Here is a 13,198-nt window from a genome sequence, read left to right as displayed (position 1 = left end):
CGGATGGCGATGGGATTCATCGCCGCAGGGATGCAGTTTGCAACGCAAGCGCCCATCATGTCTGCCATCCCCGCGTCGATCCGGAGAGCTGCCATGCCTGATGCCCTGATGTCCCTGTTGACCGGTGGTGTGCTCGGCCTGGGCTGGTGGGCCATGCTGGCGGTGTTGCTGGTCTTCACCCAGATCACCATCTTCTCGGTGACCCTGTACCTGCACCGCAGCCAGGCCCATCGCGGGGTCGATTTCCACCCGGCGCTGGCCCACGTGTTCCGCTTCTGGCTGTGGCTGACCACCTCGATGATCACCCGCGAGTGGGTGGCCATCCACCGCAAGCACCACGCCAAGGTGGAGACCGAGGACGACCCGCACAGCCCGGTTACCCGCGGCATCGGCAAGGTGTTCTGGCACGGCGTGGAGCTGTACCGGGAAGCGCGCGGCATGCGCGCGGACATCGAGCAGTACGGGCGCGGCACCCCGGACGATGCGATAGAGCGCCACCTGTATACCCCGCACGCCACGCTGGGCCCGGTGCTGCTGCTGGCGATCAACAGCGTGCTGTTCGGCCTGCCCGGCGTGGCCCTGTGGGCGATCCAGATGGCGTGGATCCCGTTCTGGGCTGCGGGCGTGGTCAATGGCCTGGGCCACTGGTGGGGGTACCGCAACTACGAGTCGGCCGATACCTCCACCAACCTCACGCCGTGGGGGTTCTGGATCGGTGGCGAGGAGCTGCACAACAACCATCATGCCTTCCCCAGTTCGGCGCGCTTTGCCATGCGGCGCTGGGAATTCGACATCGGCTGGAGTGCGATCCGCCTGCTGCAGGTGCTGCGCCTGGCGAAGGTGCTGCGGGTGGCGCCGGCCATGGACGTGCGCCCGAACATCGCGGTGCCCGACGCCGAAACCCTGAAGGCACTCCTGTCGCACCGCTTCCAGGCGATGACCGATTACCAGCGCAACGTGTTCATGCCGGCCCTGCGCGAGGAAGCCGCGCAGGCTGGGGCCAAACTGCGTCGCCTGCTGCCACGCCGGTTGCGCCGCGGCCTGGTCAACGATGGCCGCTGGCTGAAGCCTGACAGCCGTGCCCAGCTCAGCGCATGGGTGGCACAACGGCCGCGCATCCGCACGCTGGTCGAGTACCGCGGGCGATTGGCTACGTTGCTGGAAGCCCGTGGTCACGATGCCGCCGAGCGCCTGCATCAGCTGCAGGCGTGGTGCCGGGAGGCCGAGGAAAGCGGTATCGCGGCGTTGCAGGCCTACGCCGCACGGTTGAAGGGCTACAGTCTGGTGGGCGCGTGAGGGCAGGGTACGGGTTTCTGCTGGCGGTGCTGCTGCCGGGCGTGGCGTTGGCCCAGGTTACCGACACCGCCAGTTACCTGCAGCGGATGGACAGCGACGGCGACGGCAGGGTCAGCGAGGCCGAGTACGTGCAGTGGATGCTGTATGCCTTCGACCGCATGGACCGCAATGGTGATGGTGTGTTGACGGCCGAGGAGCTGCCCGGCGGCAAGGGTAGGGCGATCAGCCGCGAGCAGCAGCGGCAGGTGATCGTGCAGCGCTTCCACAAGCAGGATGCCAACGGTGATGGCTTCCTGGATGCGCGCGAACTGGCGGCGCCTCCGCGCTGAGTACATGCTGGCCCGCGGACCACCTGCCGGGCGATCATCGCGGACCCGTGTTCCCCAAGGAGTTCGCCCATGGATGACCGCATCGACGAGGAACTGTTCGCCGAATGGCTTGAATTCTGCGCTGGCCGCAGCGAACAGGAGGACTGGCATTTTTCCGGCCTGTTGCAGGGTGTGACTGACCCGGACACGCTGACGGCGGTGTTCGCCCGCTTCCCGCATGCCGATGCGCTGCAGTCGCGCGCGCTGGACGTGCTTGGCGCAGGCCACTGGGGCGAGCACCTGTACCTGCAGCCAGCCATCGCCGGCGATGCGCAGGCCGTGGCGGCCGCCGCGCGGGCCTGGCTGGATGAGCTGGCGAGGGTGGCAGGGATGGCCGGTGAGCCCGGGCTGCAGGCCACCTTGCGCGACGTACCCGTGGTGGCAGCCACAGCCGGGCAGCTGCAGGCGGCCTGGCGCGAATCGGCCCCCGCCGCCTACCTGCATGATGTCGTCTGTGATGTGGTGCGCGAGGCGCGCACGCTGGATACTCCTCAGATGGCCGCACTGGACGAGGCGCTGTACCACATCGCTTCGGACCTCTACCTGGGCTGGTATATCGCCCAGCCCTTGTCCCCGGCAGCCGTCGATTTCGCGCCTTACCTGGCGTTCTGGCGCCTGGGTGGACGCGGCGCACTGGTCGACGGCGCGTTCCTGGTGGCAGCGACTGGTCTGGATTCATAAGGTGGCGCGGAGCCATGCCCGGCGGCTTCGCATGGCCCCGCGTAGAATCACCCCATGCCCGAACTGCCCGAAGTCGAAACCACCCGCCGCGGCCTGGCGCCGCACCTGCAGGGCCGCCGCGTGCATGGCGTGATCCTGCGCCGTGCCGACCTGCGCTGGCCGATTCCACCGGAAGTGGCCGAGCTGCTGCCGGGGCAGCGCATCGAGGACATCCGCCGGCGCGCCAAGTACCTGCTGCTGGATACCGCCATCGGCAGCGCAGTGCTGCACCTGGGCATGTCCGGCAGCCTGCGCGTGCTGCCCGGCGATACCCCGCTGCGTGCGCACGACCACGTCGACATCAGCCTGGACAACGGCCGCCTGCTGCGTTTCAACGACCCGCGCCGCTTCGGCAGCCTGCTCTGGCAGCCGGCCGGCGAGATCCACCCGCTGCTGCAGGGGTTGGGCCCGGAGCCGCTGGACGAAGGGTTCGACGGCGACTACCTGTTTGCGCGCAGCCGTGGCCGCAGTGCGCCGGTGAAGACCTTCCTGATGGACCAGGCGGTGGTGGTGGGCGTGGGCAACATCTACGCGGCCGAAAGCCTGTTCAAGGCCGGCATCAGTCCGCTGCGCGAGGCGGGAAAGATCTCGCGCGAACGCTACCAGCGGCTGGCCGACGCGGTGAAGGAGATCCTGGGCTACGCCATCACCCGCGGTGGCACCACCCTGCGCGATTTCATCAGCCCCGATGGCGCGCCGGGCTACTTCGAACAGGAACTGCTGGTGTACGGCCGTGACGGGTTGCCCTGCCCGAACTGCGGCCGTGCGCTGAAGCACGCCACCATCGGCCAGCGCGCCAGCGTCTGGTGCAGCCACTGCCAGCGCTGAGCCGGGCCGCCAGCGGCAGCTGAACGGGCAGGGCGCGTCTCCGCTGCCCGTTAACGTTTGTCTGCCTATGATGGCCGACCTTCCTCCCTGTGCCTGACGCGCCTGCATGCAACGACGCGACTTCATCCGCAATGCCTCCCTCGCCCTGGCTGCATTCGGCCTGCCGTCCCTGCCCGCGTGCGCGGCCAGCAAGAGCGGCCAGATGGGCCTGCGCCGCCTCGGCCAGCCGCAGCCGTTCGACTTCGCCACCCTGAAGGGCCAGGCGCGCGCGCTGGCGCAGGCGCCCTACAAGAGCCACAAGCGGGTGCTGCCGGGCCGCCTGGAGGGACTGGACTGGGACCAGTACCAGTCGATCGGCTACCGCCAGGACCATGCGCTGTGGGCTGACCAGCCGGGCAAGTTCCAGGCCAAGTTCTTCCACCTGGGCCTGTACTTCCATTCGCCGGTGCGCATGTTCGACGTGGTCGACGGCAAGGCGCAGGAGCTGGCCTATGACGGCGCGGCGTTCAACTACGGCAAGAGCGGCATCAAGGACGGCGAGCTGCCGGCCGACCTCGGCTTCGCCGGTTTCCGCCTGAACACCCGCAAGGATACCGACCGCGACTTCGCCGCCTTCCTCGGCGCCAGCTACTTCCGCGCGGTCGGCAAGGAAGGCCAGTACGGCCAGTCCGCACGCGGCCTGGCGATCGACACCGGCATGGGCAAGCCGGAGGAGTTCCCGGACTTCATCGCCTACTACCTGGAACAGCCGTCGGCCGATTCGGAGACGATCGTGGTCTACGGCCTGCTGGATTCGCCCAGCGTGGCCGGCGCCTATCGCTTCGCGATCACCAATGGCGACGTGCTGCTGATGGACATCGACAGCGCGCTGTACCCGCGCAAGGCGATCGAGCGGCTGGGCATCGCCCCGTGCACCAGCATGTACCAGGTCGGTGAGAACGACCGCCGCATGGGCTGGGACTGGCGCCCGGAGATCCACGACACCGACGGCCTGTCGCTGTGGACCGGTGCCGGCGAGTGGATCTGGCGGCCGCTGCTGAACCCGCGCAACCTGCGTTTCAACATGTTCGTGGACCGCAACCCGCGCGGCTTCGGCCTGCTGCAGCGCGACCGCAATTTCGACCATTACCAGGACGACGGCGTGTTCTACGAGAAGCGCCCGTGCCTGTGGGTGGAGCCGAAGGGCGAATGGGGCGAGGGCTCGGTGCAGCTGGTGGAGATTCCCACCGTGGACGAGACCTTCGACAACATCGTGGCGTTCTGGAACCCGAAGGAAAAGCCGCAGCCGGGCCAGGAGCTGCTGGTCGGCTACCGCCTGTACTGGGGCGCCGAACCGCCTGCGCGGCCGCCGCTGGCGCACTGCGTGGCCAGCCGTACCGGCCTGGGCGGTGTGGTTGGCAAGAAGCGCGAGTACTTCAGCTGGCGCTTCGCGGTGGACTTCGAAGGCGGCGAACTGGCCAGCCTGATCGACAAGGGCGAGGTCGAGGCGGTGGTGGAAGCCAGCCGTGGCCGGGTCGAGATCGTGTCGGCGCGCCCGCTGCGCGAGATCAACGGCTATCGCGCGATGTTCGACCTGGTGCCGCCGGAAGGCAGCACCGAGCAGATCGACATCCGCCTGTTCCTGCGCAGTGGCGGCAAGACGCTTACGGAGACTTGGCTGTACCAGTACACCCCGCCGCCGGCGGGCGCGCCGGAGCGGACGCTGTACTAAGAAGGGGCTGGGTTTGCAGGGCTTGCAGCCCTGCACCTGCAGAAGCGGTAGTGCCGGCCGCTGGCCGGCAACCTCAAGGTCAAAAGCCCGCATTCCGTGGGTAGGCGGGGTGGATCCGGTTGCGGGGGACGGCGTAAATACGTCCATGTAGCCTCGGTCGCGCCATCCATGGCGCTCACGCCCCCTCAACCGGACCCACCCCGCCTTCGACAGTTCCGCGCGATCTGTTGGAACAGCTCGTGGGGTCAGATCCGTTTTCCGAAGGAAAACGGATCTGACCCCGGAATTTCTTTCGATATCTGACAGATGTGTCGACCAAGGTCGACACCTACCAACAGGCGCGGGGATCTGTCAGAGGTGGGGCGGTGTGGGCTTGCAGGACCGTTGGCGCCATGGATGGCGCCATCGAGCCCCCAGGGGTGAGGGCGCTTTGATTGCGAAGCACTGCTTCGCAAGCGCCCGAACGCACAGCCGCCAGCGGCTGGGCCGGTCTGGGGGTTTACGGCGTGTCCTGCAAGCCCACACCGCCCCGCCATCCCACGGAATGCCAGCTTTCGCTGTTGCTGTTGCTGTTGCCGGCCAGCGGCCGGCACTACCGCAGGTGCAGGGCTGCAAGCCCTGCAAAAGAACACCCATTACAGCGGCAGGGGTGCCTGCGCGGGATCGATCCGCCCTTCGCCGCGGGTGATCTTCTTGAACTCGGCACGGCTGACCGACACGTAGCGCTCGTTGCCACCGATCTCCACCTGCGGGCCGTCCTGCACGGCGTGGCCATGCTCGTCCACGCGCACGGTCATCGTCGCTTTCTTGCCGCTGTGGCAGATGGTCTTGATCTCCTGCATCTCGTCGGCCCAGGCCAGCAGGTACTGGCTGCCTTCGAACAGCTCGCCGCGGAAGTCGGTGCGCAGCCCGTAGCACAGCACCGGAATGCGCAGCTGGTCGACCACTTCGCTGAGCTGCCAGACCTGGGCACGGGTCAGGAACTGCGCCTCGTCCACCAGCACGCAGCCCATCGGGCCGTTGGCTGCCAGATCCTGCTCGACCCAGCGCTGCAGGTCGGTATCGCGGTCGAAGGCCATGCCATCGGCGCGCAGGCCGATCCGCGAAGCGACTACGCCGGCGCCGGCACGGTCGTCCAGGCGCGGGGTCAGGATTGCCACTCGCATGCCGCGCTCGCGGTAGTTGTGCGCGCTCTGCAGCAGGGTGGTGGTCTTGCCGGCGTTCATCGCCGAATAGTAGAAGTAGAGCTTGGCCATCGGCCAATTCTAGTCGCCGACCGGCCCGCCGTCGCGGATCTGCTGCGGTGCACCGATCTCGATGCTGGGCGCAAGCGCTGGCCGCCAGTAGTTGTCCTGCAGGCACCAGTAGTCGGCGGCCTTCCAGTAGTCGTTGTCGTAGACGATGTTGCCTGGCGTGGCGATACCCTGCTCGTCGCCGCGGCGCTGTACGACGACCAGGGCCGAGCTCACGTAGCCGACTCGGCTGCCGGTGATCTGCCGGCGCCCGTCGCTGAGCGCCCGTTCCATGCGGGGCTTGGCTACGCGGTCGCCATAGTCGGCGTATACCTGTTGGCCGCGCTCGATCGCCTGTGCCTGCTGCAGTGGATCCAGTCGTGCCCAGTAGTGCTCCCGCAGGACCAGGAAGTCGTGGTACATGCGCTCGGCAGCCAGGTCCATCCAGATGTAGGCCATCACCGGATCCGCCCCAGTGCCGACACCCTCCTGGTACAGCCTCGCCACCATTGCCTGGGAGAACTTGTCGGCGTAGCGTGCCGAGCGCTTGTAGTAGACCAGCGCCTTGGCGGGCTGTTTGTCCCGCTCGGCCCGTTGGGCCATGCTTCGCCAGAAGAGGTCCGGGTGGGAATCGAAGAACCCTCCGGTCAGAACGGTGGGCGGAATCCGTCGCGGGGTCTCAACCGGACATTCCTTTGCGCCGGCGGCAGCGGCCATCGACAGCACCAGCAACAGGCAGAGTGGAGCGTGTTTCGCCTTCATGAGCGCCCTCCTGGCCATGACGATGGAAGAACGAACGTCATCGCCCCGACCTGGCCAGCTCCTCGTCCTGCCATTGCCGGTAGGCCACCGGGTCCCAGTAGCGGGCCAGCTGGTGCTTCTCCGGTTGCAGCACGCGCGGCCCGGCATCGCCGCGGCCCTGGCTGCGCATGGCGCCGCTCCAGCCGGCGCGGCTGCCGGTCTGCTGCATGCTGCCGGCCCGCAGTTCGCGTTCCAGCCGTGGCGTCGCCGCCGGGTCGCCGAATTCGGCGTACAGCGCGCGGCCCTCGCGCACCGCGCGCTCGCGTTCGTCCGCTGACAGCGCCTCCCAGAAGCGTTCGCGCTGTGCCACCAGCCATTCGGTGCCACGCTCGGCAGCCAGATCCATCCACGCATAGCCCAGGGCGCGGTCGGCCGGACCGCCTTGCCCGTTCCACAGCATGTCGGCCAGGGCTGCCTGTGACAGCTTGTCGCCGTAGCGCGCGGCATTGCGGAAGTCGTTGCGGGCTTCTTCATGGCGGCCCCGTTCGCGGGCCTGCATGCCGAGCCCACGGAAGCGCAGGTCCGGATGGTAGACAAGAAACTCGTGCGACTGCAGCACGATCGTTTCATAGGCATCGGCGGGCGGCGCCGGGCTGGACCCGGCCGCAGGCAGGGCCAGCAGGCCGAGCAGGGTGGCCGCCAACGGGCGGGCGATGATGCTCAAGGACATGGACCACGCTCCTGTGTTCCGGTGCCGATTCAATACCTTACGGCCGGGCGCCATGCAAGTCAGGTGGGCCTGCCGGCACCCCGCTACAATCCTGTCCCCATGCACGGTCTGAATCCTCCCCAAGCTGCCGCGGTCCTGCACATCGAAGGCCCGTTGCTGGTGCTCGCCGGCGCCGGCAGCGGCAAGACGCGCGTGATCGTGGAGAAGATCGCCCACCTGATCGGCTGTGGCCGCTACCCGGCCCGCCGCATCGCCGCGATCACCTTCACCAACAAGTCGGCCAAGGAAATGCGCGAGCGCGTGGCCAAGCGCCTGCGTGAGCAGGACGCCGACGAGGTGACCATCTGCACCTTCCATGCGCTGGGCCTGAAGTTCCTGCAGATCGAACATGCCGCCGTGGGCCTGAAGCGCGGTTTCTCGATCTTCGATGCCGACGATGCCGCCGCGCAGATCAAGGACCTGATGTACGGCGCCAAGCCCGATGACATCGAGGACATGAAGAACCTGGTGTCGCGCGCGAAGAACGCTGGCCTGTCGCCCGAGCAGGCGATGGCCGCCGCGCGCAGCAACCGCGAGAAGGAAGCGGCCAGCGTCTACGAGCGCTACCAGCTGCGGTTGACCGCGTTCAATGCGGTGGATTTCGACGACCTGATCCGTCTGCCGGTGCAGATCCTGGAAGAGAACCCGGAGATCGCCCTGGCCTGGCGCGAGCGCATCGGCTACCTGCTGGTGGACGAATGCCAGGATACCAACGACGCGCAGTACCGCCTGCTCAAGCAGCTGGCCGGTGACAAGGGCAACTTCACCTGCGTGGGCGACGATGACCAGTCGATCTACGCCTGGCGCGGCGCCAACCCGGAAAACCTGCAGCAGATGGGGCGTGATTACCCCGCGCTGGAAATCATCAAGCTGGAGCAGAACTACCGCTGCTCCAACCGCGTGCTGCGCGCGGCCAACGCGCTGATCGCCAACAACCCGCACGAGCACCTGAAGAAGCTGTGGAGCGACCAGGCTGACGGCGAGCGCATCCGCGTGTGGGAATGCCGCAACAGCGAACACGAAGCGGAGAAGGTCGCTGCGGAGATTGCCTTCGTGGCGCAGTCGCACAACGTGCCGTGGAGCGATTTCTGCATCCTGTTCCGCGGCAACTTCCAGTCGCGCCCGCTGGAAAAGGCGATGCAGCTGCTGCGCATCCCCTACCACCTGACCGGCGGCACGATGTTCCTGGAGCGCCAGGAAGTGAAGGACACGCTGGCCTGGCTGCGCCTGCTGGTGAACCCGGACGACGACACCGCGTTCATGCGTGCGGTGCAGTCGCCCAAGCGCGACGTCGGTGCAGGCACGCTGGCCAAGCTGGCCGAACTGGCGCAGGAAAAGGACATGCCGATGGCGCAGGCCGCCGAGGCGATCGGTGCCCTGCAGCAGTTGCCGCCGCGTGCGGCCAACAGCCTGGCGCGCTTCACCGATATCCTGCGCGACCTGCGCGCGCAGACGCGCCAGATCAGTTCCGGCGACATGATCCGCAAGGTGGCCAAGGAGTCGGGCCTGCTCAGCGAACTTCGCCAGCAGGCCAAGGAAGAGGCGAGTTACCAGCGTCGTGCCAACAACATCGAGGAACTGGCGCAGTGGTTCGAGGGCGGCCCGCGCGGTGCCACCGCCGCCGACCTGGCCGGCCAACTGGCGCTGCTGTCGCGCAGCGACAAGGACGAGGGCGGCAACCAGGTGCGCATGATGACCATGCACGCCTCCAAGGGCCTGGAATTCCCCTACGTGTTCATCGTCGGCTGCGAGGATGGCGTGCTGCCGCACCAGGTCAGCCTGGACGAGGGCAACCTGCAGGAAGAGCGGCGCCTGCTGTACGTGGGCATCACCCGCGCCAAGATCCAGCTGTGGATGAGTTACAGCAAGCTGACCCGCAAGTTCGGCGAGCACGTGCGGCTGAAGCCGAGCCGGTTCTTCGAGGAGATTCCGGCCGAGGAGATCCAGCGCGATGGTGCTGATCCGGTGGCGGATGCGGTGCGGAAGAAGGAGCGCGCGACGGCGGGGTTGGCCGCGATCGAGGCGCTGTTCGACTAAGCCGCTCCAACGGCGCCGCCCCTCCGTGGTGGAGCGCGCGTTGGTTCGGTGACGTGGCCGGTCGGGGTGGGTTCGCGGGGGACGCCGTGAACCCGTCCTTGGGGGCTTAGCCGCGCCATCCATGGCGCGGATACCCCCGCGAACCCACCCCGACCGGCCTCTGACAGATTCCGGGCGCGTCCTTCCACGGCAATGCAAAGAAAATCAAATTCAACAGCGGGGGGGTGAGGCAGAATCGGGGTTTCGGCTGGAGGTCTGCGCGTGCATCCGATTGAAAGTGAACGCCTGCGACTGCGTGCGATCGAACCTGATCGCGATGCGGCGCCGATGCTGGCGCTGTTGAACGATCCGGGTTTCCTGCGCTTCATCGGCGACCGCGATGTGCGCAGTGAGGTGCAGGCGCGGGAGTACATCGCGCTGCGGGTGCTGCACAGCTATGCGTTGAACGGGTTCGGCATGTATGCCATCGAGCGCTTGTCCGATGGTGCCTGGCTGGGCAACGCCGGGCTGGTGCGGCGGGATGGCCTGCCGGGGCCGGATATCGGCTATGCGGTGCTGTCGGAGTTCGCCGGGCAGGGTTATGCCGGCGAGGCGGCGCGGGCGGTGTTCGCGCATGCACGTGGAGCACTGGGCCTGCACGATCTGTATGGCATCACCGACCTGGACAATGTGGTGTCCGGGAAGATTCTGGTGGGGCTGGGCATGCAGCAACGCGGGGTGATCCAGCTGCCGGGCGTGGACAGCCCGAGCCGGCTGTATGCCACGCCGGGTGCGGCCGAGGTTTGATCGTGGTGGGTGCCGACCGTTGGCCGGCACAATAGCGGCTGATGGTGGGTGCCGACCGTTGGTCGGCACGATTCAAATGCAGTGCCGACCAACGGTCGGCACCCACCCTCTCAGGCGCCGCGCAGCTCGGCCAACTGCGCCTGCAGATCGGCCACGGCCGCTTCCAGCTGGGCCACGCGCTCGGCCAGGCCCGGGTCGGCGGCCTCGCTGCCCCCACCGCTGCTGGCGTACTTCGCCGCCAGTGCCGCGCCGTCCACCTCGCCGCACAGCAGGTGCATGTAGCGGTCTTCGCGCTGGCCGCTGGCACGCGGCAGCACTACCAGCAGCGCGCGCTGCTGCAGGCGCTCGATGGCGTGGCGGGCTTCGTCGGTATCGGCGAAGCGGTGCAGGCGTTCGCTGCGCGTCACCAGCTCGCCCAGCGTCTGCGGCCCACGCAGCAGCAGCATCGCCAGCAGCACGGTCTGCTGCCGGGTCAGGTCCAGCGCGGCCTGCAGGCGGTGCTCGTAGCGGTCGGCGCGCGAGGAGAAGTGCTGGCGGGCCAGGCCCAGTGTTTCCAGCTGGCGCAGCGCGTGCTGCACGCTGCCGGCATCGACGTTCATCACCGGCTCGCGGGCGGTCTTCTGGTTGGCGGCCGATTGGGCGGCGTTGACCGTCAGCGGGTAGGTGTCCGGGGTAGTCGCCTCCTTCTCCACCAGGCAGCCCAGCAGGCGGGCCTGCACGGCGTCGAGCAGGGGGACGTCGGGGGTCTGGGCGGAATCGGTCATGGCGGCCTCCGGAAGGGCAACGGGTCAACCGCCAAGCATAGCCGTCCCAGGGCCGGCTTTGCCGGTAAAATGCGCCGGTATATCTGATTGCCGGTGAACCCATGCGTCGTCCCGTTTCCCTGTCCCTGACCCTGCTCGCCACCGCGGCGCTGGGCCTGTCCGCCTGCAAGCGCGTGGATGCGCCTGCCGCTGAAGCCGCTGCTCCGCAGGCCCCGGCCGCCGCCGCCAAGGCCGATGGCGCGCTCGATGCCACCGCCAACGACAACCTCAACGCGGTGCTGTGGATGCAGCGCGCGCAGGAATACAAGGCGATCACCGAACAGACCTACCGTGCCGCCGCCGACCATCTCGACGCTGCCCTCAAGGAAGCCCACTGGGACGCACTGGTGCCTGAAGAACGCGGCAACGAGGCCAAGGGCCTGAAGCCGGCCGTGGTGCTGGACGTGGACGAGACCGTGCTGGACAACTCGCCCTACCAGGCGCGCCTGGTGCGCGATGGCAAGGAATACGACGAGCTGACCTGGGACCAGTGGGTGGCCGAGAAGAAGGCCAAGGCGATCCCGGGCGTGGTTGATTTCGCCAAGGCCGCCAACGCCAAGGGCGTGACCCTGCTGTACATCTCCAACCGCGCCGTGCACCTGAAGGACGCGACCCTGGCCAACCTGCGCGAGCAGGGCCTGCCGGTGGCCGACGACAGCGTGTTCCTCGGCCTGGGCACGGTGGTGCCGGGGTGCGAGCAGAACGGCAGCGAGAAGAACTGCCGCCGCCGCCTGGCCGGGCAGAAGTACCGCGTGCTGATGCAGTTCGGTGACCAGCTGGGCGACTTCGTGGAAGTGACCGCCAACACCAACGACGGCCGTGACGCGCTGCTGCAGCAGTACCACGACTGGTTCGGCGAGCGCTGGTGGATGCTGCCGAACCCGACCTACGGCGGCTTCGAGCCGGCGCAGTTCAACAACGACTACAGCCAGTCGCGCCAGGCCCGCCACGACGCCAAGCGCGCTGCGCTGGACTACGCACCGTGAGCCGCGCACCGCTGCCGCTGCGCGATGACGAGCGCCTGATCTTCGCGCTGGACGTACCCGACCGCGTGCAGGCACTGGAGTGGGTCGATCGCCTCGGCGACAGCGTGGCGTTCTACAAGATCGGCATGGAACTGCTCGCCTCCGGCGAGTACTTCCAGGTGCTCGATGCGCTGGCCCGCCGCGACAAGCGCGTGTTCGTCGACCTGAAGTTCTTCGACATCCCGGCCACCGCTGCGGCGGTGATCAAGCGCCTGTCGCAGTGGCCGGTCAGCTACGCCACCATCCACGGCTGGCACCCGGCCATGATGGAGGCCTGCGCGGCCGCCAACAGCAGCGACATGCGCCTGCTGGCAGTGACCGTGCTGACCTCGATGGGCCGCCCCGACCTGGCGCAGATGGGCATCGACCGCGAGCCGGTGGACGTGGTGGTCGAGCGCGCGCTGGCCGCCCAGGCCGCTGGCATCGATGGTGTGATCGCCTCGGGCCAGGAAGCCGGCCCGATCCGTGCCGCCACCGGCGCTGGGTTCTCGATCGTCTGCCCGGGCATCCGACCCGGTGGCCCGGTCGGCGATGACCAGAAGCGCACCGTTGGCGTGGCGCAGGCCTTCGCCGATGGCGCCGATGCCATCGTGGTTGGCCGCCCGATCCGCCTGGCGGCTGATCCGCAGGCCGCAGCGCGGGCAATCCAACAGGAAATCGCGTCGGCTCTGGCTGCCCGCTGAGCCCACCGCCGACGCCGGTCACGCCGGTACCACGAACGCCATCCCGATCCATGCGGGATGGCGTTCGCATTTGTGGGCCTGTACCTGTCGCTCGCAGCGCCAGGCCGCAGAACTGTGCGCGCGTTCGCGCTGTGGGCCGCTGCACTGTTCCTCAATCGATGCACCGGCACGGACCGCGGCCGCGCCGGTTCCAACCATC

Annotated in this window: 13 protein-coding genes; 9 read left to right on the top strand and 4 right to left on the bottom strand. The window is 68.0% G+C overall.

Annotation, left to right across the window (positions count from 1 at the left end; all coding sequences use genetic code 11):
• The first annotated feature begins 93 nt into the window (after positions 1-93).
• From BKE09_RS10955 to BKE09_RS10935, 5 genes are all read left to right on the top strand, one after another.
• Positions 94-1,296, top strand: coding sequence for a fatty acid desaturase (locus BKE09_RS10955; RefSeq protein ID WP_075675761.1), 1,203 nt, complete (start codon positions 94-96; stop codon positions 1,294-1,296).
• Complete coding sequence (locus BKE09_RS10950; protein ID WP_075675760.1) at positions 1,293-1,625, top strand: EF-hand domain-containing protein; 333 nt, start codon at positions 1,293-1,295, stop codon at positions 1,623-1,625. The genes BKE09_RS10955 and BKE09_RS10950 overlap by 4 nt, the downstream gene beginning before the upstream one ends.
• A 69-nt stretch (positions 1,626-1,694) precedes the next feature.
• Positions 1,695-2,345 carry a hypothetical protein gene (locus BKE09_RS10945; protein ID WP_075675759.1) on the top strand — a complete coding sequence of 217 codons (651 nt, stop codon included), beginning with the start codon at positions 1,695-1,697 and terminating at the stop codon, positions 2,343-2,345.
• Positions 2,346-2,399: 54 nt separating this feature from the next.
• Positions 2,400-3,212: a bifunctional DNA-formamidopyrimidine glycosylase/DNA-(apurinic or apyrimidinic site) lyase gene (gene mutM, locus BKE09_RS10940; RefSeq protein ID WP_014645439.1), complete on the top strand. Its 813-nt coding sequence runs from the start codon at positions 2,400-2,402 to the stop codon at positions 3,210-3,212.
• A 106-nt stretch (positions 3,213-3,318) separates the two neighbouring features.
• Positions 3,319-4,923: a glucan biosynthesis protein D gene (locus tag BKE09_RS10935; RefSeq protein WP_075675758.1), complete on the top strand. Its 1,605-nt coding sequence runs from the start codon at positions 3,319-3,321 to the stop codon at positions 4,921-4,923.
• 635 nt (positions 4,924-5,558) lie between these two features.
• Here the strand turns inward: BKE09_RS10935 and BKE09_RS10930 are convergent.
• Genes BKE09_RS10930 through BKE09_RS10920 form a run of 3 tightly spaced genes read right to left on the bottom strand, consistent with a single transcriptional unit; the run spans position 5,559 to position 7,626 of the window.
• Positions 5,559-6,179: a thymidine kinase gene (locus BKE09_RS10930; RefSeq protein WP_005421101.1), complete on the bottom strand. Its 621-nt coding sequence runs from the start codon at positions 6,177-6,179 to the stop codon at positions 5,559-5,561.
• Between the two features lie 9 nt (positions 6,180-6,188).
• Positions 6,189-6,917 carry a sel1 repeat family protein gene (locus BKE09_RS10925; protein WP_053506918.1) on the bottom strand — a complete coding sequence of 243 codons (729 nt, stop codon included), beginning with the start codon at positions 6,915-6,917 and terminating at the stop codon, positions 6,189-6,191.
• A 37-nt stretch (positions 6,918-6,954) separates the two neighbouring features.
• Complete coding sequence (locus tag BKE09_RS10920; protein WP_075675757.1) at positions 6,955-7,626, bottom strand: SEL1-like repeat protein; 672 nt, start codon at positions 7,624-7,626, stop codon at positions 6,955-6,957.
• A 99-nt stretch (positions 7,627-7,725) separates the two neighbouring features.
• Between BKE09_RS10920 and BKE09_RS10915 the strand changes: the two genes are divergently transcribed.
• Both BKE09_RS10915 and BKE09_RS10910 read left to right on the top strand, forming a co-directional pair.
• Positions 7,726-9,702: a UvrD-helicase domain-containing protein gene (locus tag BKE09_RS10915; protein WP_075675756.1), complete on the top strand. Its 1,977-nt coding sequence runs from the start codon at positions 7,726-7,728 to the stop codon at positions 9,700-9,702.
• A 261-nt stretch (positions 9,703-9,963) separates the two neighbouring features.
• Positions 9,964-10,488, top strand: a complete 525-nt coding sequence (locus BKE09_RS10910; protein WP_075675755.1) for a GNAT family N-acetyltransferase — start codon at positions 9,964-9,966, stop codon at positions 10,486-10,488.
• Positions 10,489-10,598: 110 nt separating this feature from the next.
• Here the strand turns inward: BKE09_RS10910 and BKE09_RS10905 are convergent, their stop codons facing one another.
• A complete protein-coding gene (locus BKE09_RS10905; RefSeq protein WP_075675754.1) occupies positions 10,599-11,252 on the bottom strand; it encodes a DUF480 domain-containing protein in 654 nt (217 codons plus the stop codon).
• A gap of 101 nt (positions 11,253-11,353) precedes the next feature.
• Between BKE09_RS10905 and BKE09_RS10900 the strand changes: the two genes are divergently transcribed.
• Positions 11,354-12,277, top strand: coding sequence for a 5'-nucleotidase, lipoprotein e(P4) family (locus tag BKE09_RS10900; protein WP_075675753.1), 924 nt, complete (start codon positions 11,354-11,356; stop codon positions 12,275-12,277).
• Positions 12,274-12,999, top strand: coding sequence for an orotidine-5'-phosphate decarboxylase (gene pyrF, locus BKE09_RS10895; protein WP_075675752.1), 726 nt, complete (start codon positions 12,274-12,276; stop codon positions 12,997-12,999). Before BKE09_RS10900 ends, pyrF begins: the two co-directional genes overlap by 4 nt.
• Positions 13,000-13,198 lie beyond the last annotated feature (199 nt).

The organism is Stenotrophomonas sp. TD3, from assembly GCF_001939825.1.
In the GTDB taxonomy this organism is placed as follows: Bacteria; Pseudomonadota; Gammaproteobacteria; order Xanthomonadales; family Xanthomonadaceae; genus Stenotrophomonas.
This window is presented reverse-complemented; position numbering and strand designations above follow the sequence as displayed.

Bases quoted from the DNA above. Each gene is read 5' to 3' on its own strand.
- BKE09_RS10955 (WP_075675761.1), top strand. From the start codon at position 94: ATGCCTGATGCCCTGATGTCCCTGTTGACCGGTGGTGTGCTCGGCCTG.
- BKE09_RS10945 (WP_075675759.1), top strand. From the start codon at position 1,695: ATGGATGACCGCATCGACGAGGAACTGTTCGCCGAATGGCTTGAATTC.
- mutM (WP_014645439.1), top strand. From the start codon at position 2,400: ATGCCCGAACTGCCCGAAGTCGAAACCACCCGCCGCGGCCTGGCGCCG.
- BKE09_RS10935 (WP_075675758.1), top strand. From the start codon at position 3,319: ATGCAACGACGCGACTTCATCCGCAATGCCTCCCTCGCCCTGGCTGCA.
- BKE09_RS10930 (WP_005421101.1), bottom strand. From the start codon at position 6,179: ATGGCCAAGCTCTACTTCTACTATTCGGCGATGAACGCCGGCAAGACC.
- BKE09_RS10925 (WP_053506918.1), bottom strand. From the start codon at position 6,917: ATGAAGGCGAAACACGCTCCACTCTGCCTGTTGCTGGTGCTGTCGATG.
- BKE09_RS10920 (WP_075675757.1), bottom strand. From the start codon at position 7,626: ATGTCCTTGAGCATCATCGCCCGCCCGTTGGCGGCCACCCTGCTCGGC.
- BKE09_RS10915 (WP_075675756.1), top strand. From the start codon at position 7,726: ATGCACGGTCTGAATCCTCCCCAAGCTGCCGCGGTCCTGCACATCGAA.
- BKE09_RS10905 (WP_075675754.1), bottom strand. From the start codon at position 11,252: ATGACCGATTCCGCCCAGACCCCCGACGTCCCCCTGCTCGACGCCGTG.
- BKE09_RS10900 (WP_075675753.1), top strand. From the start codon at position 11,354: ATGCGTCGTCCCGTTTCCCTGTCCCTGACCCTGCTCGCCACCGCGGCG.